A 24,519-nucleotide genomic window follows, 5' to 3' on the forward strand; every position below is an offset into this window, starting at 1 on the left:
GAGCCATGCTCGGCTGGGGCTTTCCCGATAAGGCCCCTGCCGAGCATGGCTCGGCACTACGCTCCCTCCCTTGCGCCGCAGGCATAGGGAAGGGGGGGGGGTTGGCTGTTGCTGCTTTGCCGGTAAAGCCCCTTGCCGAGCATGGCTCGGCACTACAGTGCTTACTGCTGTTCGCGGGCGATGGCGCGCCAGCCGATGTCGCTGCGGTGGAATTCGTTGGTCCAGTGGATCTTCGCCACGCCGGCATAGGCGCGCTGCTGCGCATCGCCGACGCTGTCGCCCAGCGCGGCCACGCACAGCACGCGGCCACCGGCGCTGACCACGTTGCCGCCGGCATCCAGCGCGGTGCCGGCATGGAAGACCTTGGCACTGGCCGGCACATCGCCCAGGCCACTGATCACATCACCGGTGATCGGCGTTTCCGGGTAGGGCCTGGCGGCCAGCACGACACCGAGTGACGGGCGCGGGTCCCACTGCGCCTCCACGCCGGCCAGCGCGCCATCAATGGCGGCTTCGACCAGATCCACCAGATCCGACTGCAGGCGCAGCATCACCGGCTGGGTTTCCGGGTCGCCGAAACGCACATTGAACTCGATCACCTTGGGCGCGCCGCTGGCATCGATCATCAGGCCGGCATAGAGGAAGCCGGTGAACGGCACGCCGTCGGCAATCATGCCGGCCACGGTCGGCTCCACCACCTCGCGCATCACCCGGGCATGCACGTCCGGGGTCACCACCGGTGCCGGCGAATAAGCGCCCATGCCGCCGGTATTGGGGCCGGTATCGCCGTCACCCACGCGCTTGTGGTCCTGGCTGGTGGCCATCGGCAGCGCGATGCGGCCGTCGACCATCGAGATGAAGCTGGCTTCCTCGCCTTCGAGGAACTCCTCGATCACTACGCGTGCGCCGGCATCGCCAAAGGCATTGCCGCTGAGCATGTCGTGCACGGCGGCTTCGGCTTCTGCCATCGTCATCGCCACGATCACGCCCTTGCCGGCGGCAAGACCGTCGGCCTTGATCACGATGGGCGCGCCCTTCTCATGCAGATAGGCCAGCGCTGCGTCCACTTCCGTATGCACGGCGTAGTACGCGGTGGGAATGCCGTGGCGGGCAAGGAAGTCCTTGGCGAAGGCCTTGCTGCCTTCCAGTTGCGCGGCGGCGGCGGTCGGCCCGAAGATGCGCAGGCCCGCCGCGCGGAACGTATCGACCACGCCGGCCACCAGCGGCACTTCCGGACCGACCACGGTCAGGCCCACGGCCTCGTCCTGCGCCAGCTTCAGCAGGCTTTCGATGTCGGTGACCTTGATCGCGACATTGCGGCACTTGCCTTCGGTGGCGGTGCCGGCGTTGCCGGGGGCGACGATCACTTCGCTCACGCGCGCGGACTGGGCCAGCTTCCAGGCCAGGGCATGTTCGCGGCCGCCGGAGCCGATGACGAGGATCTTCATGGGGAATGGTTCCTTTGGGGCGCTCAAGGGGAATGGCAGTCGGACGCTTTCAGCGTGGTCTCGAAGAACAACGCGCCATCGGCATCGACGAAGCGACGGCGTACACCACCGCCGGCGGCATAGACCTGCGCCAGCGCCTGGTCCGTGCACAGCTCGGCCATCGCGCCCTGTTCATCCCGGCGCAGCGCCTCGAACAGGTCGGGCTTGGCCTTGGCCATGGCCACGGTGGCGTCGGAGAAGCGGATCACCAGCACCAGGTCGTCGCCATGGCGGTGCACCGAATCGACGATGAGCCCGTCGCGGTAGGGCGTGGGCAACTGCTTGCCAAGCGCGGCGATGGCCTGCCGCTGGGCGTTGGTGAGGTTCGAATCGGCGCAGGCCGTGAGCATCGTTGCCGATGCGGAAAAGGCCGCGAGAGCGAATGCATTACGAAGGTGGGCCATGGCAACGTTCACGCCGTCAGGTCTCGTCGGGACGTGCCTGCCACAGCGTGGAATGCTCGTCTACGCGCTCGGCCTCGGGGCGGCCATTGGAATAGTAGTAGAGAGCCAATGAGCGTCGGGTTGTTCCTTCGGGGCAGGCAAGCGGATCGGGCATGCCATGGAAAGAATCGTGCGTGGTGGAGAAAATCACGCAGCGGTTGGCAACGGGGGCGATGCTCTGCACGCGCGCTGTCATTTCGCGATCCCACAATTCCAGATTGCCGCCCCAGTCCGGGTTCCACTCCGGGTTGAGGTAGATCAGAAGGTTCAACCTGCGATCCAGATTGAAGGCTGGCAGCTTGTTGAAATCCGCATGAACCCTCAGTACCGCTCCCGGCAGGTACTGGTGAAGGCCGCCACCCGTCATGTGCGCGTCCGGGATCAGGTCGCTTATTCCGGTTACCTGTTCCAGGTAGCGGAGGAACGGAGACGAATGCAGTTCATGCACGAGCGCGCGCAATGTCCTGCCGAAGAGAAGCTCGTTGCTGTAGCCAAGTTTCAGCCTTTGCGCCACCCGCCCTTGGGCATCCAGCGCATCGGCACGCCGCCAGTCGTCGATGGCATGGGGGTGCGGAAATTCCCGGACTGCCTCGGCCAAGGCGGATTCCGTGAGCAGCCCATCAATGACGATATGGGGGAATGGCTTCGCATTGGCGTATGCCACTGCATCGGTGGCCACTCTTGATTTCAGGTGTTCCAGCTTGGTCAGCAGCATTGATCGTGAGTCCCCTCAGTGGCGGAAGTGGCGCACGCCGGTGAACACCATGGCGATGCCGTGCTCGTCGGCCGCGGCGATCACCTCGGCGTCGCGCATCGAGCCGCCCGGCTGGATCACCGCGGTGATGCCGGCTTCGGCGGCGGCGTCCAGGCCGTCGCGGAACGGGAAGAACGCGTCGGAGGCCATCACCGAGCCCGGCACGACCAGGCCGGCATCGGCCGCCTTGATGCCGGCGATGCGCGCCGAATACACGCGGCTCATCTGGCCGGCGCCGACGCCGATGGTGCGCTCGTCCTTGGCGTAGACGATCGCGTTGGACTTGACGTACTTGGCCACGCGCCAGGCGAACAGCAGGTCGCGCAGTTCGGCCGCGGACGGCGCGCGCTGCGTCACCGTCTTCAGCTCGTCGACGGTCATGCCGCGGTTGTCGGCGCTCTGGATCAGCAGGCCTGAACCAATCCGCTTGGTGTCGTAGTTGTTGCGCGCGTCGCCGGCCGGGATGCGCAGCACGCGCACGTTGGCCTTCTTCGTCGCATATTCCAGCGCGGCAGGCTCGTAGTCCGGGGCGATCAGCACTTCGACGAACTGGCGGTCGAGGATGGCCTTGGCGGTGGCCGCGTCCAGCATGCGGTTGAAGGCGAGGATGCCGCCGAAGGCGCTGGTCGGGTCGGTGTTGTAGGCCATTTCATAGGCGGCGCCGACATCGGCGGCCACGGCCACGCCGCACGGGTTGGCGTGCTTGACGATGACGCAGGCCGGTACGTCGAACTGGCGCACGCATTCCCAGGCGGCGTCGGCATCGGCCAGGTTGTTGTAGCTCAGCTCCTTGCCCTGCAGCTGCACGAAGGTGGCCAGCGTGCCCGGCACCGGGTACAGGTCGCGGTAGAACACGCCGCTCTGGTGCGGGTTCTCGCCGTAACGCAGGTCCATGACCTTGATGAAGGAGGAATTCATCTGCGCCGGGTATTCATTGCGCACCGGCACCGCGGCGCTGGTGTCGGTCACGGCGGACAGGTAATTGCTGATCGCCGCGTCGTACTGGGCAACGCGGTTGAACGCGGCCACCGACAGTTCGAAACGCTTGGCGGCCGAGAGCTGGCCGTCGTTGGCGGCCAGTTCGGCCAGCAGTGCGTCGTACTGGTCCGGGCTGGTGGCCACGGCGACGCGGGCGAAGTTCTTGGCCGCGCTGCGCAGCATGGCCGGGCCGCCGATGTCGATGTTCTCCACCGCGTCGGCCAGGCTGCAGTCGGCCCTGGCGGTGACCGATTCGAACGGGTACAGGTTCAGCACCAGCAGGTCGATCGGGGCGATGCCGTGCTCGGCCATCACCGCATCGTCGGTGCCGGCGCGGCCGAGCAGGCCGCCGTGCACCATCGGGTGCAGGGTCTTGACCCGGCCGTCCATCATTTCCGGGAAGCCGGTGACATCGGACACGTCCTTGACCGGCAGGCCGGCCTCGCGGATCGCCTTGGCGGTGCCGCCGGTGGACAGCAGTTCGACGTTGCGCGCGGCCAGCGCACGGGCCAGATCGATCAGGCCGGTCTTGTCGGAAACGGACAGCAGGGCCCGGCGTACGGGCAGCAGATCAGCGGACATGGGGTGGGGAGGGAAGCGGAAGCGGGCCGGTATTGTAGCCGCGCGTTCACCTCCATGCCCCCGGCGGGCGGCGCGTGCCCGCGGGGCGGGACTCAGGCCAGCCCGTATTCCTTGAGCTTCTTGCGCAGGGTGGCACGGTGGATGCCGAGCAGGGCCGCGGCGCGGCTCTGGTTGCCCTCGCAATGGTTGAGCACTTCCACGAACAGCGGGATTTCCATCTCGCGCAGCACGATCTCGTAGACATCGTCGGCGTCGCAGCCGTCCAGATCGCGCAGGTAGCGCCGCACGGACTGGGCGACGTGTTCGCGCAGCGGCGGCTTCGGAGCGCCACGACTGCTGTCAGGACGGGGTGGGGCAGCGTTCAAGGGGATTCCCGGATTCAGCGGAGCCGGCGCGGCGCGCCCGGCATGGGGAGGGGAGTCTAGCGCGTGGGCGAGGGGGCTGCCATGCCGGACGGCCCCGTCAGCGGAACTCGAAGGTGTAAGCCACGGTGGCCGCCGAGGGCTCGCGCAGCTGGAAGGAGACCTGCGCGCTCTGGCCCGGTTCCAGTCGCTGCGCGGGGTCATGCGCGGCGCCCAGGTAGTCGTGCGGTTGCAGCAGCCGGCGCCCGATCACGCGGCCATCGGCATCGGACAGCGACAGCGACAGCGCCGGCCAGGCCTGCGCCCAGCGCGCGTCGTTGCGGAAGCTGGCCTGGACCTGCAGCACGCCCTGGCGCCCTGCCAGCGGCCTGACTTCGCGCTGCAGCATGGTGTAGGCCTCGGGCTGGTGCCAGGCCGGCAGGGTGCAGCGCAGGACCGCGCACAGTCCGCTCACGACCGGACGCCAGCCGGCGCGGGCCGCCAGCGTGGCGCGGTCGGCGATCACCACCTGGACGGCGAGCAGCAGGGTCAGGGCGGCCAGCAGCAGCCACTGCCAGCGCGGGGGGCGGCGGGCGGCAATCGCGCCTGCGGACGCGCGACGCAGGAAGCTCGGTGCGACGCTTCCTGCATGCGTCGGAGTGTCCTCGTCCTGCTCCATGCTCCTGTCGTCGCCGACGCTGTCCTGGATTTCGTCCCGCGCCGCGACCCTGGGCGGCGCTTCCTGTTCCGCAGTGCCGGCATCGGCTTCCGCCGCCGGCGCCGCGGATCGGGGCATCGGCCCGCTCTGCAGCAGCGTGGCCAACGAAGGACGGGGCGGCGTGGTTTCTTCGCTCATGGCGGGGCGGCTGGGGACACTGCGGTCATTCAAGCACGGCGCACGCCGGTGATGCGCATCCAGTCTTCGTCCTGCACGGCTTGCAGCTGCTCGAACCAGGGGGAGTAGCGCTCCAGCAGTTCGCCTTCCTGGCCATGCAGGATGCCGGACAGGGCGATGCGGCCGCCCGGCGCGACGCGCGCGGCCAGCAGTTCGGCCAGTGCGTCCAGCGCCGAGGCCAGGATGTTGGCGACCACCACCGGATAGATTGTCACCGGCTCGTCCCCGGGCAGGTAGGCGGCGATATGCACGCCATTGCGTTCGCCGTTGTCGGCGGTGGCGGTCAGTGCCTGCGGGTCGTTGTCCACGCCCACCGCGGCGGCAGCGCCGAGCTTGAGCGCGGCCAGGGCCAGGATGCCCGAGCCGCAGCCGAAATCGAGAACGGTGCGGCCGGCCAGTTCGCCATCGGCGGCCAGCTGGTCCAGCCAGCGCAGGCACAGCGCGGTGGTCGGGTGGGTGCCCGAGCCGAATGCCAGGCCCGGGTCCAGGCGCACGATGGCGGCCTCCGCGCCCTGCGCCGCCTCAGGCAGTTCGTGGTTCCACGGCACGATCCAGGTGCGCTGGCCGAACTGCATGGGCTGGAACTGGTCCAGCCAGGCGCGCTCCCAGTCCTCGTCGGCGACCTGGCGGAAACCCGCCGTGCTCCAGTCCAGGCCGGCGTCGAAGGACTCCAGCGCGGCCAGCAGCGCCAGTGCATTGGTCTCGACCGGGAACAGGGCGGTCAGCACCAGCTCGTTCCACAGCGGCGTCTGCCCCACGCCCGGCTCCAGGATCGCGCGCTCGTTGCTGGTGTCGGCATCGGCGTCGAGCATCGTCACCGCCAGCGCGCCGACATCGTCGAGTGCGTTCTCGTAGCGGGGCTGGGTGGCTTCGGTGCAGCGCAGGGTGAGTTCGAGGAAGGGCATGGGTGTGACGGCGACAGCGGAATGGAAGCGGGCATCCTAGACGAGGCGGCCGCCGAATGCGCGCGACGCCCTGCCTGGGGAAAGCCTGGAAGCGGCTTCAGCGGCGAGGGAGCTTTCCCGGAAATTCGTGGGCAAGCCCGATCGCGGCTGGAACCGCTCCTGCGGGTATTGCCGGAAACGGAAGAAGGCGGGTTGCCCCGCCTTCTTCCATCACCGCATCGATTGCGCCGCTCAGGTCAGCGCGATCGACTGGTTCTTGCGCTCGGCCAGGCGCTTTTCCAGGTAGTGGATGTTCTGCCCACCGGCCTGGAAGCCCTTGTCACGCATGATCCGCTGCTGCAGGGCGACGTTGGTCTTGATGCCGTCCACGACCATCTCGCTCAGCGCCACCCGCATGCGGGCGATGGCGGTGTCGCGGTCCGGTCCGTGCACGATCAGCTTGCCGATCATCGAGTCGTAGTTGGCCGGCACGCGGTAGCCGCCGTAGATGTGCGTGTCCACGCGCACGCCCGGGCCGCCCGGCGGGTAGAAGCCGGTGATGGTGCCGGGGCACGGGAAGAAGGTCTCCGGGTCCTCGGCGTTGATGCGGCACTCGATGGCATGGCCGTTGATCTTGATGTCGCTCTGCTTGATCGACAGCTTGTGCCCGGCGGCGATCTTCAGCTGCTCGGCGACCAGATCGATGCCGGTGATCATCTCGGTCACCGGATGCTCCACCTGGATGCGGGTGTTCATCTCGATGAAGTAGAAGCGGCCGTTCTCGAACAGGAACTCGAAGGTGCCGGCGCCGCGGTAGCCGATGCGGATGCAGGCCTCCACGCAGACCTTGCCGATCTCCTCGCGCAGCTCCGGAGTGATGCCCGGCGCCGGCGCTTCTTCGACCACCTTCTGGTGGCGGCGCTGCATCGAGCAGTCGCGTTCGCCCAGGTGGATGGCGTTGCCCTGGCCGTCGGCCAGTACCTGGATCTCCACGTGGCGCGGGTTCTCCAGGAATTTCTCCATGTAGACCATGTCGTTGCCGAACGCGGCCTTGGCTTCCTGCTTGGTGGTGGCGATGGCGTTGACCAGCGCACCCTCGGTGTGGACCACGCGCATGCCGCGGCCGCCACCGCCGCCGGCCGCCTTGACGATGACCGGGTAGCCGATCTCGCGGGCGATCTTGACGTTGGTGGCCGCATCGTCGCCGAGCGGGCCGCCCGAGCCGGGCACGCACGGCACGCCGGCGGCCTTCATCGCGCGGATCGCCTCCACCTTGTCGCCCATCAGGCGGATGGTGTCGGCCTTCGGGCCGATGAAGATGAAGCCGGACTGCTCCACGCGCTCGGCGAAATCGGCGTTCTCGGAGAGGAAGCCGTAGCCGGGGTGGATGGCCTGGGCGTCGGTGACCTCGGCCGCGGCGATCAGCGCCGGGATGTTGAGGTAACTCTCCGACGACGGCGCCGGGCCGATGCAGACCGACTCGTCGGCCATGGCCACGTGCTTGAGGTTGCGGTCGACGGTGGAATGCACCGCGACCGTGCGGATGCCCAGGGTGTGGCACGCGCGCAGGATGCGCAGCGCGATCTCACCCCGATTGGCGATTACGACCTTGTCGAGCATGGCCGGCGCCTCAGGCGATCACGAACAGCGGCTGGTCGAACTCCACCGGATTGCCGCTTTCGCCGAGGATGGCGACCACGGTGCCGGACACTTCGGCCTCGATCGGGTTGAACATCTTCATCGCCTCGATGATTGCCAGGGTCTCGCCGGCCTTGACCTGCTGGCCGACGTTGACGAAAGGCGGCTTGTCCGGCGACGGCGACGCATAGTAGGTGCCGACCATCGGCGCGCGCTGCACGTGGCCGTCGGGCAGGGCATTGCCCGGCTTGGCGGTGCCGCCGGTGGAGGCCTCGGTCGGCGAGCTCATCGGCATGGCCGGGGCGGCGGCCACCGGCGCGGCGACCTGGACCGGGGCGGCGACCATCGGCGCCGGCACGTAGCCGCCGACCGGGGTGCGCGACAGGCGCACGGATTCCTCGCCTTCCTTGATCTCGATCTCGGCCAGGTTCGACTCTTCCAGCAGGTCGATCAGCTTCTTGATTTTGCGCAGGTCCATAGGATGCCTCTTGGGTGTTGTCGGCCGCGGAGCGCCAGCGCGCCGCCGCCGGGGAATGGGGGTCAGAGCCGCTGCAGGGCGGCGTCCATGGCGTAACGGTAGCTGTCCGCGCCGAAGCCGCAGATGACGCCGGCCGCCTTGTCGCTGAAATAGCTGTGCTGGCGGAACGGTTCGCGGGTGTGGGGGTTGGACAGGTGGATTTCGATGAATGGCAGGGCCACGGCCGCCAGCGCATCGCGCAGCGCCACCGAGGTATGGGTGAAGGCGGCCGGATTGATCAGGATGAAGGCGGTGCCGTCGCCGCGCGCGGCCTGTACCCGGTCCACCAGTACATGCTCGGCGTTGGACTGCAGGCTCTCCACCGCGTGCCCGGCCGACCCGGCCTGCCGCGCCAGCGCCGCATCGATATCGGCCAGCGTGGTGTGCCCGTAGACCTCCGGCTCGCGCGTGCCGAGCAGGTTCAGGTTGGGGCCGTGGAGGACCAGCAGTTTCGCCATGTGCCTGCGGTGGACGGGAAAGGGCGGCAGTGTGAGCGAACCGGGGAATGCTGTCCAGTTCGGCGAAATTGGCGACGTTTTAATCGAATGTTTGAAATTGTCCGGCGTGGCGGCGATGCAGTTGGCGCCGGCCCGGAATGCTGGCGGCGGGCCGTCAATGCGGGGCTCATGGCCCGTATATCGATGCAGGATCGCCGCAGATCAATGCAGGTCGGCCGGGTCGGAGGGGCCTGCAGTGCTTTCCGCCCAGGACTCGATCTCGCCGGCCTTGAACGGCCCCAGCTTCTGCTTGACGATCCGTCCCCGTGCATCCACCAGCACGCTGTAGGGCAGCAGCCCCTGGACGTTGCCCAGCTTCGCGCCGGCGTCGCCGGGGCCGGGGGTGTCCAGCACGATCGGATAGTAGACCGGCACGTTGCCGAGGAAATCCAGCACGGCCTCGTGCGTATCCAGCGCCACGCCCACGACCTGCGGGCCGTTGTCGGCATGGTCGGCGGCGAAGCGTGCCAGTTCCGGCATTTCCTCGATGCAGGGGGCGCACCAGCTCGCCCAGATGTTGATCAGCAGTGGCCGGCCGAGAAAGCGGTCGGGGAACACCGCCGGCATGCCGTCCAGGTCGGGCAGGGTGAAGGCGGGCATCGGGTCGCCCGGCTTGGGCGGGGGCGGTGCCGGGGCTGCCGTGGCCGGCATCGTCGAGGGTTCGGTCATCGCCGGCACGACGGGGCCGGCCGGATGGCTCAGCCAGGCGCCGGCGGCCAGCCCGGCCGCCGCGGCGATGCCCACCACCCACCACAGCGCAGTGCGCATCTCAGCGGGCCGCGCGCAGCAGCGCGTCCTCGACGATGGACTGGGTCAGCACGGTCGGCAGCACCCGCGGCGGCGCGCCTGGCCCGTACACCACATAAAGCGGTACGCCCACGGCCTTGTGCTGCTCCAGGAAGGCGCTGATCTGCGGATCCACATTGGTCCAGTCGCCGTGCATGTACACCGCATCCACCCGCTTGAGGGTGTCGCGGAATGCGTCGCTGCCCAGCACGTTGCGTTCGTTGGCCTTGCAGGTCACGCACCAGTCGGCGGTCATGTTGACGAAAACCACGCGGTTGTCCGCGCGCAGGCGGTCCAGCATCTCCGGCGAGTACGCGACCGTGCCTTCGCTGGCCGCACGCGCCGGCGGCTCCATGCGGCTCACGCCCCATACCGGGACCAGCGCCAGCAGTGCCAGCAGGGCGCCCAGCGCCATGCCCGCGCGGCGGCTGTGCCAGCGGCTGCGCTCGAACCACCACAGCCCCAGCGCCAGCAGCGCGGCGCCGGCCAGCAGCAGCGCCATCGCGTCGATGCCACGCTGCTTGCCCAGCACCCACAGCAGCCAGATCGCGGTCAGGTACATCGGGAACGCCAGTACCTGCTTGAAGGTTTCCATCCACGCACCCGGCCGCGGCAGGCGCCGCGCCAGCGCCGGCACGAAGCCGACCAGCAGGAACGGCAGCGCCAGGCCCAGCCCCAGCGCCAGGAACACCAGCATCGCCATCGCCGCCGGCGCGGTGAAGGCATAGCCAAGCGCAGGCCCCATGAAGGGCGCGATGCAGGGGCTGGCGATCACACAGGCCAGCACACCGGTGAAGAAGTCGCCGGCCGCGCCCTTGCGACTGGCCAGCGACTGGCCGATGCCGCCCAGGTTGCCGCCCAGCGTGAACACGCCCGACAGGCTCAGGCCGACCACGAACATCAGGTAGACCAGTGCGGCGATGAACCACGGATGCTGCAGCTGGAAGCCCCAGCCGGCGGCCTGGCCGGCCGCGCGCAGCGCCAGCACCAGCGCGCCGATGGCGGTGAATGCGACCAGCACGCCGAGCGTGTACCACAGCGCATGGCGACGGGCGTGCTGGCGGCTTTCGCCGCTCTGTGCCAGCCCCAGCACCTTCAGCGACAGCACCGGCAGCACGCACGGCATCAGGTTGAGGACCAGTCCGCCGGCCAGCGCCAACAGCAGGATCCACGCCAGCGAATCGCCCTCGCCGGTGCTCGCCGGCGGCTGGCTGCGGCCGGCGTTGTCGGCCGAAGCGTCGGGCGTGGCCGAGGGGGCGCCCTCGCCACTGTCGTTGGGGCGGACCACCAGCGGCTGCGGCGCGGGCGGGTCGAGCGGATCGACGACCGGGAGGTCGGCGGACCTGCGGCCACTGGGTAGCGGCGGGATCACCAGCGGGCTCACCGCGGCCTCGCTGCTGGGCGAGATATTGCCGGCCGGCAGCGACAGCCTGACCCGCCGGGTCATCGGCGGATAGCAGATGCCATCGGTCTGGCAGCCCTGGAATGTGGCCACCAGCGTCGCCGGGCTGGCATCGGTGCGTTCGCGCCGCAGCGGCAGGGGGACGTCGACCTGGTCGAAGTACACCACCACGTTGCCGAAATGCTCGTCGCGGTGCGACTTCCCGGCTGGCCACTGCGGCTTGCCGGTACGGATGCCGGCCGCGCCTTCCAGCGCCAGCGAGGTGCGGTCGCGGTACAGGTAATAGCCCGGCGCAGGCGTGAAACGCAGCAGCAGGCGGTTGCCGTCATCGACGATCGCCTCGAAGCCGAAGGCCTGTTCCGACGGCAGTGGCAGGTTCTGCGTCGCGGCGCTGCCGGGCAGCTTCAGCCCGCCGGCGTCGTTGCGCGCCAGCGGGTTGAACAGCGGTGCGCTGCCCGCCGCCGCCGTCGCGGCGGCGCCGTCTGGCAGTCTTACCTCGATGGTGCGTTTCTGCGGCGGATAGCACACGCCCGCGTCGGCGCAGCCCTGGTAGCGGACTTCCAGCGTCACCGTTCCGGCATCGGCCTCGGCGCTGCCGGGCAGGCTGGCCTTCAGCTGCTGGTGGTAGGTCTCGACATCGCCGAAGAATTCGTCGTGCTTTTTCTCGCCGGCAGGCATCTGCAGCGCGCCGGCGCTGAATCCCGGGCCGGCCTTGACGCTGGTGCGGTGGCGATAGAGGTAGTAACCCGGGGCGATGTCCCAGCGCAGTTCGATGCGGTCGCGGGCGCTGGCCTCGGCATGGAGGGCGAACGCCTGGTCGACCGGCAGCAGGTCCTTTTCGCTGACGGCCAGGGCGGGCAGGGCGCAGAGGGAGAGCAGGCACAAGGCGGTGAAACGGCGCAACAGCATCTTCAAGTCAGGTGTCCTCGCGGGTCTGGGCCCGGATCCAGTCCAGGTAGGCCGGCAGGCCGGCGCTGGGGGAAACCGCCAGTATCTCCGGCAATTCGTACGGGTGGTGCTGCAGGAGTGCCGCCGTCAGCGCTTCCAGGCGGTCGGCGGTGGTCTTGATCAGCAGCTGGAATTCCTCCGCCTGCTCGACCTGCCCCTGCCAGCGATACACAGACTGCATCGGCGGCAACAAGTTCACGCAGGCCGCCAGGCGCCGCTCGACCAGCAGCCGGGCAAGCGCTTGGGCCGTGGCGGCATCGGGGCAGGTGCAGAAGACCAGGCGGGCGTCGCGGGCGTCCATGCCGGAATTTTCGCAGAAATTAAAGAGGGACTTTCCCATATTCCATTTGGTTGTTTGACATCGTTGTCACATCTTGACAATGATCCGCCCTTGGGGATTGCGTGATGATTTTTGTCACGAAATTCACGCATATGACTTGCTCATGTTCGCAGATCGTCAAGGGGGGGGCCGTGGGCCGGCGAAAACAACAGGGCTTCACGCTCATCGAAGTCATGGTCGTGGTGGCCATCCTTGCCATCCTGGCGGCCATCGCACTGCCCGCGTACGGCAAGTACGTATTGGCCGGCAAGACCCGTACGGCTCAGGCGGACCTGCGCGCGCTGTCCGCGGCGCTGGAGAACCACCGGCAACGGACCCTGTCCTATCCGAGCGCGACCCCGGCCAGCGTGGCCGATGTCAAGTCGGCATTCCCGGCCTGGAGCCCGGCAGCCAAATCGGCCGATTTCGGCTTTTCGGCCAACTCCAGCGGTTCCGGCTACACCCTCACCGCTACCGGCGCGGGCAAGCTCAGCGGCTGCACCCTGACCCTGAAGCAGGATGGCGCGACCACGAATTCGGGCTGTCCGGTGGACTGGTGATGAAGCGCGCTGCCGGCTTCACCCTGATCGAGTTGATGGTCACCCTCGCGGTGATGGCGGTGCTGGCCGCGGCCGGCACGCCGTTCGCCCTGTCGTGGATGGACAGCAACCGGCAGATGCAGGCCCGCAACCTGATGTGGGAGGGCATCTCCCAGGCGCGGGCCGTGGCCCTGCGCAATCCAGGCGGGGCGTTGCAGGGGGGCGTGTCCGCCAAGCTGCAGCGCAGCGGCAACACGCTGACGGTGCTCGGCGCCGGCAGCACCGTGGTGCTGTGGACCGGCGAACTGCCCGCCGGCGCCACGACCCAACTGGCCAATGTGGCGGGCAGCGCGTCCGGCGATCTTTCCTGCGTTGCCTTCGACAACCGCGGGCAGCGCGTGACCGCCGGCCCGGACTGCGTCATCGCTTCAGACAGGACCCGCGTCGCGGTCGGTTTCAGCAGCCAGGAAATCCTTCATGTCGACCTGCTTTGATTCCCTTCGCCGCCGCCAGCGCGGCGACATCCTGCTCGAGGCGCTGGTCGGCGTGCTGATCACCAGCGTGATCGGTGCGGGACTGGCGCATGTCGTTGGCCGGGTGTTGAGCAGCCAGCGCGATGCCAAGGTCGAGAACATGGTCGTCGAACAGCTGCGCGGCCAGTTGCATGCCGACGGCGTCGGCCTGTGCGACCGCAGTGTCAGGGTCAAGCTGCCTGATGGCGACAAGACGGTCAGCGTGGCGTGCGAGAGCGCCGCGGCGAACGTAACGGTGTCCGGGATCACGCGTCCGGTCGACGCCCCCGCGCGCGTCGATCTGAAGGTGTCCGCCCGCGACATGGGGGTCGAGGGCGCCGACCTGCAGCTGTCGTCGAGGCAATGACAATGATCGCCACACGCCGGCGCCAGCGCGGCCAGAGCCTGATCAGCATGATGATCGGCCTGGTGATCTCGCTGATCACCATCGCCGCGATGCTGACCCTGTACAAGACGATGGTCGGCGTCTCCAACGAAGCGTCGGTCGCAGCGCGCCGCGATGGCCAGATGGCGGCCGGCCTGCTGGCGGCGCAGATGGAACTGCAGTCGGCGGGGTTCGGCGTGGATTCGACCGTGCCACTTGATGAGCGGCTGTACATTTCCAATAGCGGCAAGCAGGTGGCATGGCTCTACAACGATGGCAGCCGCCGCTGTGCCGGCCTGTGGGTCGACGGCAACGGCCTGTATCGATTGCCGCCCAAGGCCGGTTGCGCCAGCGCCGGTGGCGCTACGTGGAGCGCCAGCGAACGTATCCCCATGGCACTGATGCCCACCGCTGCCGATGGCAGCCTGATCACGTTCAGTGGCGAGCAGGGCGGCGCCTCGGTGGCCGGTTACGCCTTCAGTCGCGAAGAGGCGAACCAAGCCTGTCTGCCCTACATGCAGCAGGACCTTTCTGGCATGCCAGCGTCCACCGCGCAGTGGGTGGCGCTGACGAATGCGACAGGTACCGAACGGCTTTTCTCGATCTGCCTGCCCAACCTGACCGTGGTCTCCGCGTCTCCGCCGGCCGTCTGATGCTGCAAGGAACCCGCACATGAAAAGGAATCGCAAGCATCCGTCCGTACCGCCGCGCCGCCAGCGCGGTGTCGCGACCCTGCTGATCGTGCTGGTGGTCGGCCTGGCCGTCTCGGTCACCGTGGCCGCTACCGTCTACTCGCTGCGCGGCACCCAGGCCAAGCAGCTGACCACCCACTCGGCCACGGCAGCGCAGGCGGCGGCATGGCGTGGCGTGGAGGCGCTTCGCCTGTACCTGCTGCAGTTGGACAAAGCGCAGTTGGCCGGCCTGAGCGGCCCGGTGACCGGGATGGGCGCCCTGGGCGTCAAGTCGGCTTCCGTCGTGAATGTCGCTGCCAGCGGGGTCGACAGATACCAGGTCAAGGCCAGCGTCACCGGCGAGGCGGGTGTCGGCAGCGCGCTGACCACCGCCACCGTGGAGGTGATCTACGACGTGGGTCCGGGAGCGGGTGGTCCTGGTACGCCGCCGGTGTGCCACTCCATGCCCAGTGCCCCCGTTGTGTTCAATGGCAACGTGACCTTGGGCGGTGGCGGAACCCAGGTGGTCGATGCCGAATATGACTACGAGCACATTCTCATTTCCGGTGACCTTATCGTTGGCGGTTCGGAAGTGAAGGTTTCCGGCTGTGTGAAAGGGAACGTGGCTGTCACCGGCGGTGGATTGACCAAGAACGGGCACCTCTATTCAGAAAGCAGGATTACCGTAGGTGGAATGAATTTTCCTGCAGGCGCCCGGTTCTGGGCCAAGGACATGGTGCTCAACGGAGGTAGCGGCGGGCCGATCACTGAGGCCAAGGTCGGTGCGTACGAAGCACAGGTGGTTGTCAACGGCCAGCCGGTGGGCGAGGCGCGGGTTGGCGGCACTCTGATTCCCGACCCCGCCGGACAGGCCTTGCCATGGAGGACGGGCGCGGTCATTCCGGCCAGGAGCGGCAAGGTGAAGATCACGCTGAGCGCAGGCAAGGGTACGGGAAGCGAGGTCGTTTTCCTGCTTAACCTGTTGGCACCAGGCGTGGTGATCGACCCTGCCACTGGGCAAGTCTCGGGCATTTCGAGTGCGCTTGAGCAATTGTCCGGGCCGGCATCCACCACGCTCCATGGCGGCTTCGTGTTCAAGTCCGTGTCTATCTTCGGCGGCTTGTTCGAGCAGAACAGCGGGGCGACGACCAACGTTGATGATGTCTGGGGCTGGGATATCCTGTTGAAGAACGACAGCCGCACCTACCAGCAGGTGCGTGCCGCCGGCGACCTGACCGTCCAGTACAAAAATGTGACGGTCAAAAAATATGTCGGCGGAGGATTCATCTGGGCGCAAAGCGGGGACGTCAGGGGCAGCGGCTTCCCGACGGTGGTGGATGGAAGGACCGCAGGCGATCGTTTCTACGGGGCAGGCAAGCAGTTGATGGCTGACGCCTTGCAGCCGGCGAACTTCAGCGTCTCCGCCCGGCAGGGGAATGTCTCGCCCGGCTTGCCTGGTTTGCCCTACTGCGACGTCCGGACCAATCGCATAGACGCCAATGTCTATAAGGCGATGGCGAATTACGTGTTCGATCTGGACGGCGAAGGCAACCCGATCGTCACGATCCAGAACGTGAAGAGCGCCGCTGGCGTCTCGATTGACGGGACCTATTCGCTGAGCAAGCCGCCAGCGTTTCTGGAGACCCTGCTTGCCTGCGGGTGGAGCGATGGTTTCGCCGAGTGCAAGACGGCTTACAACAAGGGCAAGTGGACCATCAAGCCCTACAGGATGCCGCCGGGAGTCCTGTGGTTCGGTTCGAGTCTGGAGTTCCCGACTGGTGGCACCAACAACAATGAATTGCTGAACTCCATCGTCGTCAACGGCAATGTTTCCCTCGGCACCCAGGGTGGCCGGCTGGAGTTGCACGCTCCCAATTTCGCCACCCCGTCCCAGATCTGTGACGGCGCCTATTGGCCGGCGAATCTGTGCGACAAATCCGGGTCTTCGTCCAAATTCGTGACCTGGCAGGATGCTTCCGGCAAAGACCATGTGGGCTTGCCCATAGCCAATGCGGGTGTGATCGCCACGGGGTGGATGAACGCTGCTGGCTGGACGATCCATGGCAGCGTCCTGTTGGGCAGCTACGTGGAGGTGACCAACGGCAACAAGGTGATCATCAAGGGCAGCCTGAGCGCTGGTAACAACGGCTTCACCGACATTAACGTCGGCTCCAGCGGTGTCCTAGTCGAGACCCCGCAGAACTGGAACAACCTCGGACAGCTCCCTGTTTGCACTACCGGGACGACCGCGACGTCCGTTCCGGCCAGCGCCTCGGTGCTGTGGTCGCGTTACCTGTAGAAATTCCAATCAGAAAAGCCTCCGTAGTCCGGGCAGCTATCTTCTGTGGCGCATCTTGTCCTTCCCTGACGATGCGCCTTTTCTTTGGGTCCGCGGTGGGGAACTTGCCCCGCCGTGAGGAAGTTTGCGCCAGCCCCTTGAAAGCCCTCCGGCGGTCCCCATCTCCCAGCCAAGCCCGTTCTACGGGCGTTTTTACGCGTGGTGCCGCCGCTGCCGCAAGGCAGGGGTGGTGGCCGCCGGACTTTCCAGACCAATCAACAACTTAAGAGGTCTCACATGAGCATCAAGCCGCTGCACGACCGCGTCGTGGTCAAGCCCATCGAAGCCGAGGAAGTCTCTGCCGGTGGCATCCTGATCCCCGATTCGGCCAAGGAAAAGTCCACCAAGGGTGAAGTCGTGGCCGTCGGCCCCGGCAAGCCGCTGGACAACGGCAGCGTCCGCGCTTCAGCGCTGAAGGTCGGCGACAAGGTCATCTACGGCCAGTACGCCGGTTCGACCTACAAGGCTGACGGCGTCGAGTACAAGGTGCTGCGCGAGGACGACGTGCTCGCCGTCATCGGCTGAGCCGCGTTCCCGAACGACTCGCAAGACCCCTTACAACCCTGATCCACTGAGGTATAGCAATGGCTGCCAAGGATATCCGTTTCGGTGAAGACGCCCGTTCGCGCATGGTGCGCGGCGTCAACATTCTCGCCAATGCCGTCAAGGCCACCCTGGGCCCGAAGGGCCGCAACGTCGTGCTCGAGAAGAGCTTCGGCGCCCCGACCATCACCAAGGACGGCGTGTCCGTCGCCAAGGAAATCGAACTGGCCGACAAGTTCGAGAACATGGGCGCGCAGATGGTGAAGGAAGTCGCTTCGCGCACCAATGACGACGCTGGCGACGGCACCACCACCGCCACCGTGCTGGCCCAGGCCCTGATCCGCGAAGGCGCCAAGGCCGTTGCCGCCGGCATGAACCCGATGGACCTCAAGCGCGGTATCGACAAGGCCGTCGTGGCCGCTGTCGCCGAGCTGAAGAACATCTCCAAGCCCACCGCCGACGACAAGGCCATCGCCCAGGTCGGCACCATCTCGGCCAACTCGGACGAGTCGATCGGCCAGATCATCGCCAACGCGATGAAGGAAGTCGGCAAGGAAGGCGTGATCACCGTCGAGGAAGGCTCGGGCCTGGACAACGAGCTGGACGTGGTCAAGGGCATGCAGTTCGACCGCGGCTACCTGTCGCCGTACTTCATCAACAACCAGCAGGCGCAGTCGGCCGACCTGGACGACCCGTTCATCCTGCTGCACGACAAGAAGATCTCCAACGTCCGCGACCTGCTGCCGGTGCTGGAAGGCGTCGCCAAGGCCGGCAAGCCGCTGCTGATCGTGGCCGAGGACATCGAAGGCGAAGCGCTGGCAACCCTTGTGGTCAACACCATCCGCGGCATCGTCAAGGTCGTGGCCGTCAAGGCGCCGGGCTTCGGCGACCGCCGCAAGGCGATGCTGGAAGACATGGCCATCCTGACCGGCGGCACCGTGATCTCCGAGGAAGTGGGCCTGTCGCTGGAAAAGGCCACCATCAAGGACCTGGGCCGCGCCAAGAAGGTGCAGGTCTCCAAGGAGAACACCACGATCATCGACGGCATGGGCGAGAAGGCCAACGTCGAAGGCCGCGTGGCCCAGATCAAGACCCAGATCCAGGACACCTCGTCGGACTACGACCGCGAGAAGCTGCAGGAGCGCGTGGCCAAGCTGGCCGGCGGCGTTGCGGTGATCAAGGTCGGCGCTTCGACCGAAATCGAAATGAAGGAAAAGAAGGATCGCGTCGACGACGCCCTGCACGCCACCCGTGCGGCCGTCGAAGAAGGCGTGGTTCCGGGCGGCGGCGTGGCCCTGGTCCGTGCGGTCACCGCGCTGGCCGGCCTGAAGGGCGTCAACGAAGACCAGAACCACGGCATCCAGATCGCCCTGCGCGCCATGGAAGCCCCGCTGCGCGAGATCGTCGCCAACGCCGGTGAAGAGCCGTCGGTCATCATCAACAAGGTCAAGGAAGGCACCGGCAGCTTCGGCTACAACGCCGCCACCGGCGAATTCGGCGACATGCTGCAGTTCGGCATCCTGGACCCGACCAAGGTGACCCGTTCGGCGCTGCAGAACGCCGCTTCGATCGCCGGCCTGATGATCACCACCGAAGCGATGGTGGCCGAGGCCCCGAAGAAGGACGAGCCGGCCGGCGCTGCCGGTGGCATGGGCGGCATGGGTGGCATGGGCGGCATGGACTTCTAAGTCCGCCGCAGCCTCACCGCTGCCTGTTGCATGCAGAAACCCCGCCGCGAGGCGGGGTTTCTGTTTTCCAGCATGCCGTTGCGCGTGGATCAGCGCGGCAGGTGCTGGCGCACCCATTGCACGATGGCGGCGGCCGGCATGGCGCCGGACTGGCGCGCGAGCTCGCGGCCGCCCTGCAGCAGCACCATCGTCGGGATGCTGCGGATGCCGAAGCGCGTGGCCAGGGCCGGTTCGGCCTCGGTATCGAGCTTGCCCAGGCGCACCTGCGGCTCCAGCTGTGCGGCTGCCCTGGCGAACTCCGGCGCCATCTGCCGGCAGGGGCCGCACCAGGCCGCCCAGAAATCGATCAGCAGCGGCAGCTGCGAGCGCTGCGCATGCGCGTCGAACGCGGCGGCGTCGAGCGCGACCGGCGCGGCGGCGAACAGCGGCCGATGGCAGCGTCCGCAGGCGGGCGACTGGCCCAGCCGCGCGGCCGGCACCCGGTTGATGGCGTTGCAGTGCGGACAGGCGATCTGCAGCAGGTCGTCGGTGTTCATTCTGGCTCTCGCACGGATGCTGGCGGTGGCGATGCGGACAAGTATCGCGCGGCGGCAGTGAATCCCGGTTGCGGCTGAAACTGTCGCATCGCACAAAAAACCGTGTTATCAATGCAACCCATGAACGCAGCCTGCGCCCGCTTTTACTTTTGGTACTACTTTCCGAAGCCGCTGGCGGAGGAAGGACTGCGCTCACCCTGAAGAAACTTCAGACGCATTCCCGAAAAGCCGCCAGCGAACCTGGCGGCTTTTTTAATGCCGCCATCGCCGGGGCTACCCCCACACGAAACGACCCGGAGAACTCCACATGCCCCCCCATACCGACGACCTTCGCATCCGCAGGCTCGACCCGCTGACCCCGCCGGCCCACCTGATCTCGCTGCTGCCCTGCGACGAGCAGGCCTCGCAGACGGTGGCCGATGCGCGCGCCGCGCTGCACCGCATCCTGCACGGCCAGGAAGACCGCCTGGCCGTGGTGGTCGGCCCCTGCTCGATCCACGATCCGGCGGCGGCGATGGACTACGCCCAGCGCCTGCGCCCGCTGCGCGACGCGCTCGGCGGGGAACTCGAGATCGTCATGCGCGTGTACTTCGAGAAGCCGCGCACCACGGTGGGCTGGAAGGGGCTGATCAACGATCCTGACCTGGATGGCAGTTTCAACATCAACAAGGGCCTGCGCGTGGCGCGCGGGCTGCTGCGCGACATCAACAAACTGGGCCTGCCGGCGGGCGTGGAATTCCTCGACGTGATCTCGCCGCAGTACATCGCCGACCTGGTGGCGTGGGGCGCGATCGGCGCACGCACCACCGAGAGCCAGGTGCACCGCGAACTGGCCTCGGGGCTGTCGTGCCCGGTGGGCTTCAAGAACGGCACCACCGGCGATGTGAAGATCGCCGCCGACGCGGTGGGCGCGGCCTCGCATCCGCACCATTTCCTGTCGGTCACCAAGGAGGGCGGCACCGCCATCGTCGCCACCCGCGGCAACCCGGATTGCCACGTCATCCTGCGCGGCGGCAAGCTGCCCAACTTCGATGCGGCCAGCGTGCAGGCGGCCAGCGAGGTGCTGGGCAAGGCGCAGTTGCCGGCGCGGCTGATGATCGACGCCAGCCACGCCAACAGCAGCAAGAAGCCGGAGAACCAGCCGCAGGTGATCGACGACATCGCCGGCCAGCTGGAAGCAGGCGAATCGCGCGTGGTCGGGGTGATGATCGAGAGCCACCTCGTCGCCGGCCGCCAGGACCTGGTCGAAGGCCAGCCGCTGGTCTATGGCCAGAGCATCACCGATGGCTGCATCGATTGGGACAGCACCGTGCAGGTGCTCGAACGCCTGGCCGAAGCGGTGCGCATGCGTCGCCGCGCGCGGCTGGAAGCCGCCGCCTGATCGGATGTGACGCCTGCACTGGCATGCACTGGCCGGTCCACGTTAGCTTACGCGGCGGGAGGCGCGATGCCTCCCGCCTGCTGTCTGGAGAGGCGTGCGCGTCCCGCCCGGCAGGAAGCCGATGACTCACCGTACAAGGGAGAAGGAAGTGATGCGTACCCTCAGCTGCACCGCTGCGATGGCATTGATGCTGGTGCCGGGGCTGGCGATGGCCAAGAAGCAGGTCCAGGACTCGGGCAGCGGTTGCCTGCAGAATCTTTCGGTGACCGGTGGCTTCACCACCGGCAAGCAGTTCCTGGCATCGACCGACCATGAAGGCGTGGGTTACGCCGAAGCGTTCCGCAAGACCGTCGCCGCGATCGAGGCCGAGGGCATGGTATCGATCTCGCCGAACGAGCGCACCGGCTACATCGCCGCCGAGAACCCGGTGCGCGGTGGTGGCGGTTCGACCGTGCCGCTGCGCACCACCGTGCGCCGCCAGGACGACGGCAGCATCCGCGTGGAAGTGCGTTTCAGCATCAAGGGCGGGCAGATGACCTCGAACAAGGCGGTAGGCGAGGGCATGTGCAAGATCGCCGACGCCGCCAGCCTGTAAACCGCGAACGGTCGTAGCGTGGCTGCCGGCACCTGGTTCCTGTACCTGCTCGAATGCAGCGGCGGCAGCTATTACGCCGGCATCACCACCGACGTGCAGGCCCGTTTCCAGGCCCATGCGGCGGGCAAGGGCGCGCGCTATACGCGCGCGCACCCGCCGCTGCGCATCCTCGGCGTGCGTGAGTACGCCGACCGCGCCGCCGCGTCGCGCGCCGAGTGGCAGCTGAAGCGGCAACCCCGCGACCGCAAGCTGGCCTGGCTGGAACACGGCGGCCAATGAGGTAGATTCGGGTCATGGCCGCGGCGGCTGCGCGGCCCAGCGGCCCGGTTTTCGGGCCTCCGGCCGGGGTGGGACGGCAGCGGAAAACCGGCCGTCGCGCACCGGCAACCTCAGCAGCGGGGAAACGCGATGAAGGGTTGGTTCGAGTTGCACCGGAGCAGTGACGGGCAGTTCTATTTCGTGCTCAAGGCAGGCAATGCCGAGGTCATCCTGACCAGCGAGCGCTATACCACGCGGGCGGCGGCCGATAACGGCATCGCCTCGGTACGGACCAACAGTCCCGACGATGCGCGCTACGAGCGCAAGACGGCCAGCGACGGCCGCCATCACTTCAATCTCAAGGCGGCCAACCACCAGGTGATCGGCAGCAGCCAGCTGTATGCCTCGCAGGCCGGGCGCGAGGCCGGCATCGCCAGCGTCAAGGCCAACGGCCCGACCCAGGCGCTCAGGGACAAGACCGCCGACTGAGCAGCGCACGCCTGAAAACGCATGAAGCCCGGGAGTCCCGGGCTTCATGCATCGTGGCGGCGGAAAGCCTCAGGCCTTCATCGTGCCGGTGTCCAGCCAGCGCTGGTGCCAGGACAGTGCCTCGGGCAGCAGGTGCGGGGTGTGCTTGCCGTAGCTGTCGCGGCAGGCGCGCTCGAAGTAGTCGCTGAGCTGGTCGCGGAAATCCGGATGCACGCAGTTGTCGATCAGCGTGCGTGCGCGGGCGCGCGGCGGCAGGCCGCGCAGGTCGGCCAGGCCCTGTTCGGTGACCACCACCGCCACGTCGTGCTCGGTATGGTCGACATGGCTGACCATCGGCACGATCGAGGAAATGGTGCCGTTCTTGGCGGTGGACGGGCTCAGGAAGATCGACAGGAAGCCGTTGCGGGCGAAGTCGCCCGAGCCGCCGATGCCGTTCATGATGCTGCTGCCCATGACATGGGTGGAGTTGATGTTGCCGTAGATATCGGCCTCGATCATGCCGTTCATGCCGATGCAGCCCAGCCGGCGCACCAGTTCCGGGTGGTTGGAGACTTCCTGCGAACGCATGATGATGCGCTGCCGGTAGAAGTCGATGTCGCGCATGAATTCCTCGCTTGCCGCCGGGCTCAGCGCGAAGCCGGTGCAGGAGGCGTAGCGCAGCACGCCGCTGCGCAGCAGGTCGAGCATGCCGTCCTGGATCACCTCGGTGAAGGCCTCCAGGTCGCGGAAACCACTGCTGGCCAGCCCCGCCAGCACCGCGTTGGGAATATTGCCCACGCCCGACTGCAGCGGCAGCAGGTTGGCCGGCAGGCGGCCGCGCGCCACTTCATGCTTGAGGAACTCGATCAGGTGCCCGGCGATGCGCTGGCTGTCGGCATCGGGCGGGTTGAACGGGCTGTTGCGGTCCGGCGCGTCGGTGAGCACCACGGCGGCGATCTTGTCCGGATCGCAGTGCAGCGTGGTCTGGCCGATGCGGTCGTCGCCGCGCACCAGCGGGATCGGCTTGCGGTGCGGCGGCAGCGCGGTGCCGTAGTAGACGTCGTGCATGCCGTCGATGCCCAGCGGCTGCCACTGGTTGACCTCGATGATCACCTTCTTGGCCAGGTCCAGCCAGGTCTTGTTGTTGCCCACCGAGGTGGAGGGCACCAGCGCGCCGTCGGCATGGATGGCCGAGACCTCGATCACCGCGGTGTCGATCTCGTTGTAGAAACCGAACCACACGTGCTGGGCGACATGCGAGAGGTGGATGTCCAAGTAGTCCAGCTTGCCGGCGTTGATGCGCTTGCGCGCGTCCGGGTCGCTCTGGAACGGCATGCGCATGGCGATGCCGTCGACCTTGGCCAGCGCGCCGTCCAGCTCCGGCGCGGTGGAGGCGCCGGTGAGCAGGTTGATGCGGAACTCCTCGCCGCGCTCATGCGCCTGCTCGATGCGGCGGGCCAGGTACTGCGGCACCGCCTTGGGGTAGCCCGAACCGGTGAAGCCGCTCATGGCGACGGTCTCGCCCGGCTGGATCAGCGTGGCGGCTTGCTCGGCGGAGACGACCCGCTCGCGCAGGCGCGGGTCCAGGATGCGTTCGACAGACATGGAGACGACGGTTGCTTGTGGGAATGGTCGATTATCCCGGATGACGGCCGGGGAGGGTGTTCTACCTTCGTGGGATGGCAATATCCGGCCCGGATCTTCTGGACCGGCGGCTGCCGTCTGGCGTCTGCCATCCATGGCCGATGCCCTTCGGGCCATCGCGGCGCGATGTCAAAAACCGCTCCTGGCGCTTTTTTTGCACTGCAGCGTGCAACTTGCCCGCCGACCCCGCAGGATCGCCCTGCATCCCGACGTGGGGGAGGGAGCAAAGCCCGCTGGCAGTTCGCTGCCAGCGGGCTTTTTATTTGGCCGTTCCGCGTCATCGCGGAACAGGCCGTGCGGCCCGATGGAAGGCACCGCGGGGATGCGTGGCCTCCGCCCCCCGCAGCTGCGCTGCGCCGGAGAGTTCGCCTGCCGCCCTGCAGTGGCCCTTGCAGCATGGGGTTGCCGGCATTCCGCTCCCGGCGTGCGTGCACGCGGGCAGACGAGCGGACTACGCGGATCATCCTGGTGAGGGCGGCGCCCTCGCGGC

At 67.5% G+C, this 24,519-nt stretch carries 26 protein-coding genes; 11 read left to right on the forward strand and 15 right to left on the reverse strand.

Translation table 11 applies throughout. The features are described from left to right. Positions 1–161 precede the first annotated feature (161 nt). The 13 genes from purD to cutA all read right to left on the reverse strand — a co-directional run bounded on the left by purD (position 162) and on the right by cutA (position 12,453). On the reverse strand, positions 162–1,448 hold the full coding sequence (gene purD / locus QMX80_RS07000; protein WP_282276124.1) for a phosphoribosylamine--glycine ligase: 1,287 nt from the start codon (positions 1,446–1,448) through the stop codon (positions 162–164). A 23-nt stretch (positions 1,449–1,471) separates the two neighbouring features. Beyond that, positions 1,472–1,837, reverse strand: coding sequence for a hypothetical protein (locus tag QMX80_RS07005; protein WP_055766296.1), 366 nt, complete (start codon positions 1,835–1,837; stop codon positions 1,472–1,474). Positions 1,838–1,907: 70 nt separating this feature from the next. Then, on the reverse strand, positions 1,908–2,645 hold the full coding sequence (locus QMX80_RS07010; RefSeq protein WP_282276125.1) for a 2OG-Fe(II) oxygenase: 738 nt from the start codon (positions 2,643–2,645) through the stop codon (positions 1,908–1,910). Positions 2,646–2,660: 15 nt separating this feature from the next. Next, positions 2,661–4,244 carry a bifunctional phosphoribosylaminoimidazolecarboxamide formyltransferase/IMP cyclohydrolase gene (gene purH, locus QMX80_RS07015; RefSeq protein WP_282276126.1) on the reverse strand — a complete coding sequence of 528 codons (1,584 nt, stop codon included), beginning with the start codon at positions 4,242–4,244 and terminating at the stop codon, positions 2,661–2,663. Between the two features lie 92 nt (positions 4,245–4,336). Then, positions 4,337–4,609, reverse strand: coding sequence for a DNA-binding transcriptional regulator Fis (fis, locus tag QMX80_RS07020; RefSeq protein WP_055766287.1), 273 nt, complete (start codon positions 4,607–4,609; stop codon positions 4,337–4,339). Positions 4,610–4,706: 97 nt separating this feature from the next. Next, positions 4,707–5,441, reverse strand: a complete 735-nt coding sequence (locus QMX80_RS07025; protein ID WP_282276127.1) for a DUF3426 domain-containing protein — start codon at positions 5,439–5,441, stop codon at positions 4,707–4,709. Between the two features lie 29 nt (positions 5,442–5,470). Then, positions 5,471–6,385 carry a 50S ribosomal protein L11 methyltransferase gene (gene prmA, locus QMX80_RS07030; protein WP_282276128.1) on the reverse strand — a complete coding sequence of 305 codons (915 nt, stop codon included), beginning with the start codon at positions 6,383–6,385 and terminating at the stop codon, positions 5,471–5,473. Positions 6,386–6,616: 231 nt separating this feature from the next. Next, positions 6,617–7,984, reverse strand: a complete 1,368-nt coding sequence (accC, locus tag QMX80_RS07035; protein ID WP_055766277.1) for an acetyl-CoA carboxylase biotin carboxylase subunit — start codon at positions 7,982–7,984, stop codon at positions 6,617–6,619. 10 nt (positions 7,985–7,994) lie between these two features. Further along, positions 7,995–8,480 carry an acetyl-CoA carboxylase biotin carboxyl carrier protein gene (gene accB / locus QMX80_RS07040; RefSeq protein ID WP_055766274.1) on the reverse strand — a complete coding sequence of 162 codons (486 nt, stop codon included), beginning with the start codon at positions 8,478–8,480 and terminating at the stop codon, positions 7,995–7,997. 62 nt (positions 8,481–8,542) lie between these two features. Further along, entirely contained in the window at positions 8,543–8,977 is a 435-nt protein-coding gene (gene aroQ / locus QMX80_RS07045) for a type II 3-dehydroquinate dehydratase (protein ID WP_055766271.1), read from the reverse strand. Between the two features lie 201 nt (positions 8,978–9,178). Next, the gene (locus QMX80_RS07050; protein WP_282276129.1) at positions 9,179–9,784 is read right to left on the reverse strand and encodes a TlpA disulfide reductase family protein; all 606 of its coding nucleotides are present in this window, start codon (positions 9,782–9,784) and stop codon (positions 9,179–9,181) included. A 1-nt stretch (position 9,785) separates the two neighbouring features. Continuing rightward, positions 9,786–12,113 carry a protein-disulfide reductase DsbD gene (locus QMX80_RS07055; protein WP_282276158.1) on the reverse strand — a complete coding sequence of 776 codons (2,328 nt, stop codon included), beginning with the start codon at positions 12,111–12,113 and terminating at the stop codon, positions 9,786–9,788. Positions 12,114–12,120: 7 nt separating this feature from the next. Then, positions 12,121–12,453 carry a divalent-cation tolerance protein CutA gene (gene cutA / locus QMX80_RS07060; protein ID WP_282276130.1) on the reverse strand — a complete coding sequence of 111 codons (333 nt, stop codon included), beginning with the start codon at positions 12,451–12,453 and terminating at the stop codon, positions 12,121–12,123. A 104-nt stretch (positions 12,454–12,557) separates the two neighbouring features. Between cutA and QMX80_RS07065 the strand changes: the two genes are divergently transcribed. The 7 genes from QMX80_RS07065 to groL all read left to right on the forward strand — a co-directional run bounded on the left by QMX80_RS07065 (position 12,558) and on the right by groL (position 19,147). Continuing rightward, entirely contained in the window at positions 12,558–13,031 is a 474-nt protein-coding gene (locus QMX80_RS07065; RefSeq protein WP_282276131.1) for a prepilin-type N-terminal cleavage/methylation domain-containing protein, read from the forward strand. Continuing rightward, a complete protein-coding gene (locus QMX80_RS07070; RefSeq protein WP_282276133.1) occupies positions 13,031–13,504 on the forward strand; it encodes a prepilin-type N-terminal cleavage/methylation domain-containing protein in 474 nt (157 codons plus the stop codon). The genes QMX80_RS07065 and QMX80_RS07070 overlap by 1 nt, the downstream gene beginning before the upstream one ends. After that, positions 13,488–13,889 (forward strand): hypothetical protein, encoded by a 402-nt coding sequence (locus tag QMX80_RS07075; protein WP_055766256.1) that lies wholly within the window; start codon positions 13,488–13,490, stop codon positions 13,887–13,889. Before QMX80_RS07070 ends, QMX80_RS07075 begins: the two co-directional genes overlap by 17 nt. Positions 13,890–13,891: 2 nt before the next feature. Further along, on the forward strand, positions 13,892–14,560 hold the full coding sequence (locus QMX80_RS07080) for a prepilin-type N-terminal cleavage/methylation domain-containing protein (protein WP_282276134.1): 669 nt from the start codon (positions 13,892–13,894) through the stop codon (positions 14,558–14,560). Positions 14,561–14,579: 19 nt separating this feature from the next. Continuing rightward, positions 14,580–16,877, forward strand: coding sequence for a hypothetical protein (locus tag QMX80_RS07085; protein WP_282276135.1), 2,298 nt, complete (start codon positions 14,580–14,582; stop codon positions 16,875–16,877). Between the two features lie 276 nt (positions 16,878–17,153). After that, positions 17,154–17,441, forward strand: a complete 288-nt coding sequence (locus tag QMX80_RS07090) for a co-chaperone GroES (protein ID WP_055766247.1) — start codon at positions 17,154–17,156, stop codon at positions 17,439–17,441. A 59-nt stretch (positions 17,442–17,500) separates the two neighbouring features. After that, positions 17,501–19,147 (forward strand): chaperonin GroEL, encoded by a 1,647-nt coding sequence (gene groL / locus QMX80_RS07095; protein WP_055766244.1) that lies wholly within the window; start codon positions 17,501–17,503, stop codon positions 19,145–19,147. Between the two features lie 89 nt (positions 19,148–19,236). Here groL and trxC read toward each other — a convergent pair whose 3' ends face one another. Further along, a complete protein-coding gene (gene trxC, locus QMX80_RS07100; protein WP_282276137.1) occupies positions 19,237–19,683 on the reverse strand; it encodes a thioredoxin TrxC in 447 nt (148 codons plus the stop codon). 307 nt (positions 19,684–19,990) lie between these two features. Here trxC and QMX80_RS07105 point away from each other — a divergent pair, with 307 nt between their 5' ends. From QMX80_RS07105 to QMX80_RS07120, 4 genes are all read left to right on the forward strand, one after another. Beyond that, positions 19,991–21,064, forward strand: coding sequence for a 3-deoxy-7-phosphoheptulonate synthase (locus QMX80_RS07105; protein WP_055766238.1), 1,074 nt, complete (start codon positions 19,991–19,993; stop codon positions 21,062–21,064). Between the two features lie 151 nt (positions 21,065–21,215). Further along, positions 21,216–21,659, forward strand: coding sequence for a hypothetical protein (locus QMX80_RS07110; protein ID WP_282276140.1), 444 nt, complete (start codon positions 21,216–21,218; stop codon positions 21,657–21,659). A gap of 18 nt (positions 21,660–21,677) precedes the next feature. Then, entirely contained in the window at positions 21,678–21,938 is a 261-nt protein-coding gene (locus QMX80_RS07115) for a GIY-YIG nuclease family protein (protein ID WP_282276141.1), read from the forward strand. 129 nt (positions 21,939–22,067) lie between these two features. Beyond that, a complete protein-coding gene (locus tag QMX80_RS07120) occupies positions 22,068–22,406 on the forward strand; it encodes a YegP family protein (protein WP_055766227.1) in 339 nt (112 codons plus the stop codon). 69 nt (positions 22,407–22,475) lie between these two features. On the opposite strand, the gene QMX80_RS07125 is transcribed toward QMX80_RS07120, so the two are convergent. Next, positions 22,476–23,990, reverse strand: a complete 1,515-nt coding sequence (locus QMX80_RS07125) for an acetyl-CoA hydrolase/transferase family protein (protein ID WP_282276142.1) — start codon at positions 23,988–23,990, stop codon at positions 22,476–22,478. Positions 23,991–24,519: the final 529 nt, after the last annotated feature.

The sequence above is a fragment of the Stenotrophomonas sp. PS02297 genome (assembly GCF_029959705.1).
In the GTDB taxonomy this organism is placed as follows: domain Bacteria; phylum Pseudomonadota; class Gammaproteobacteria; order Xanthomonadales; family Xanthomonadaceae; genus Stenotrophomonas; species Stenotrophomonas nitritireducens.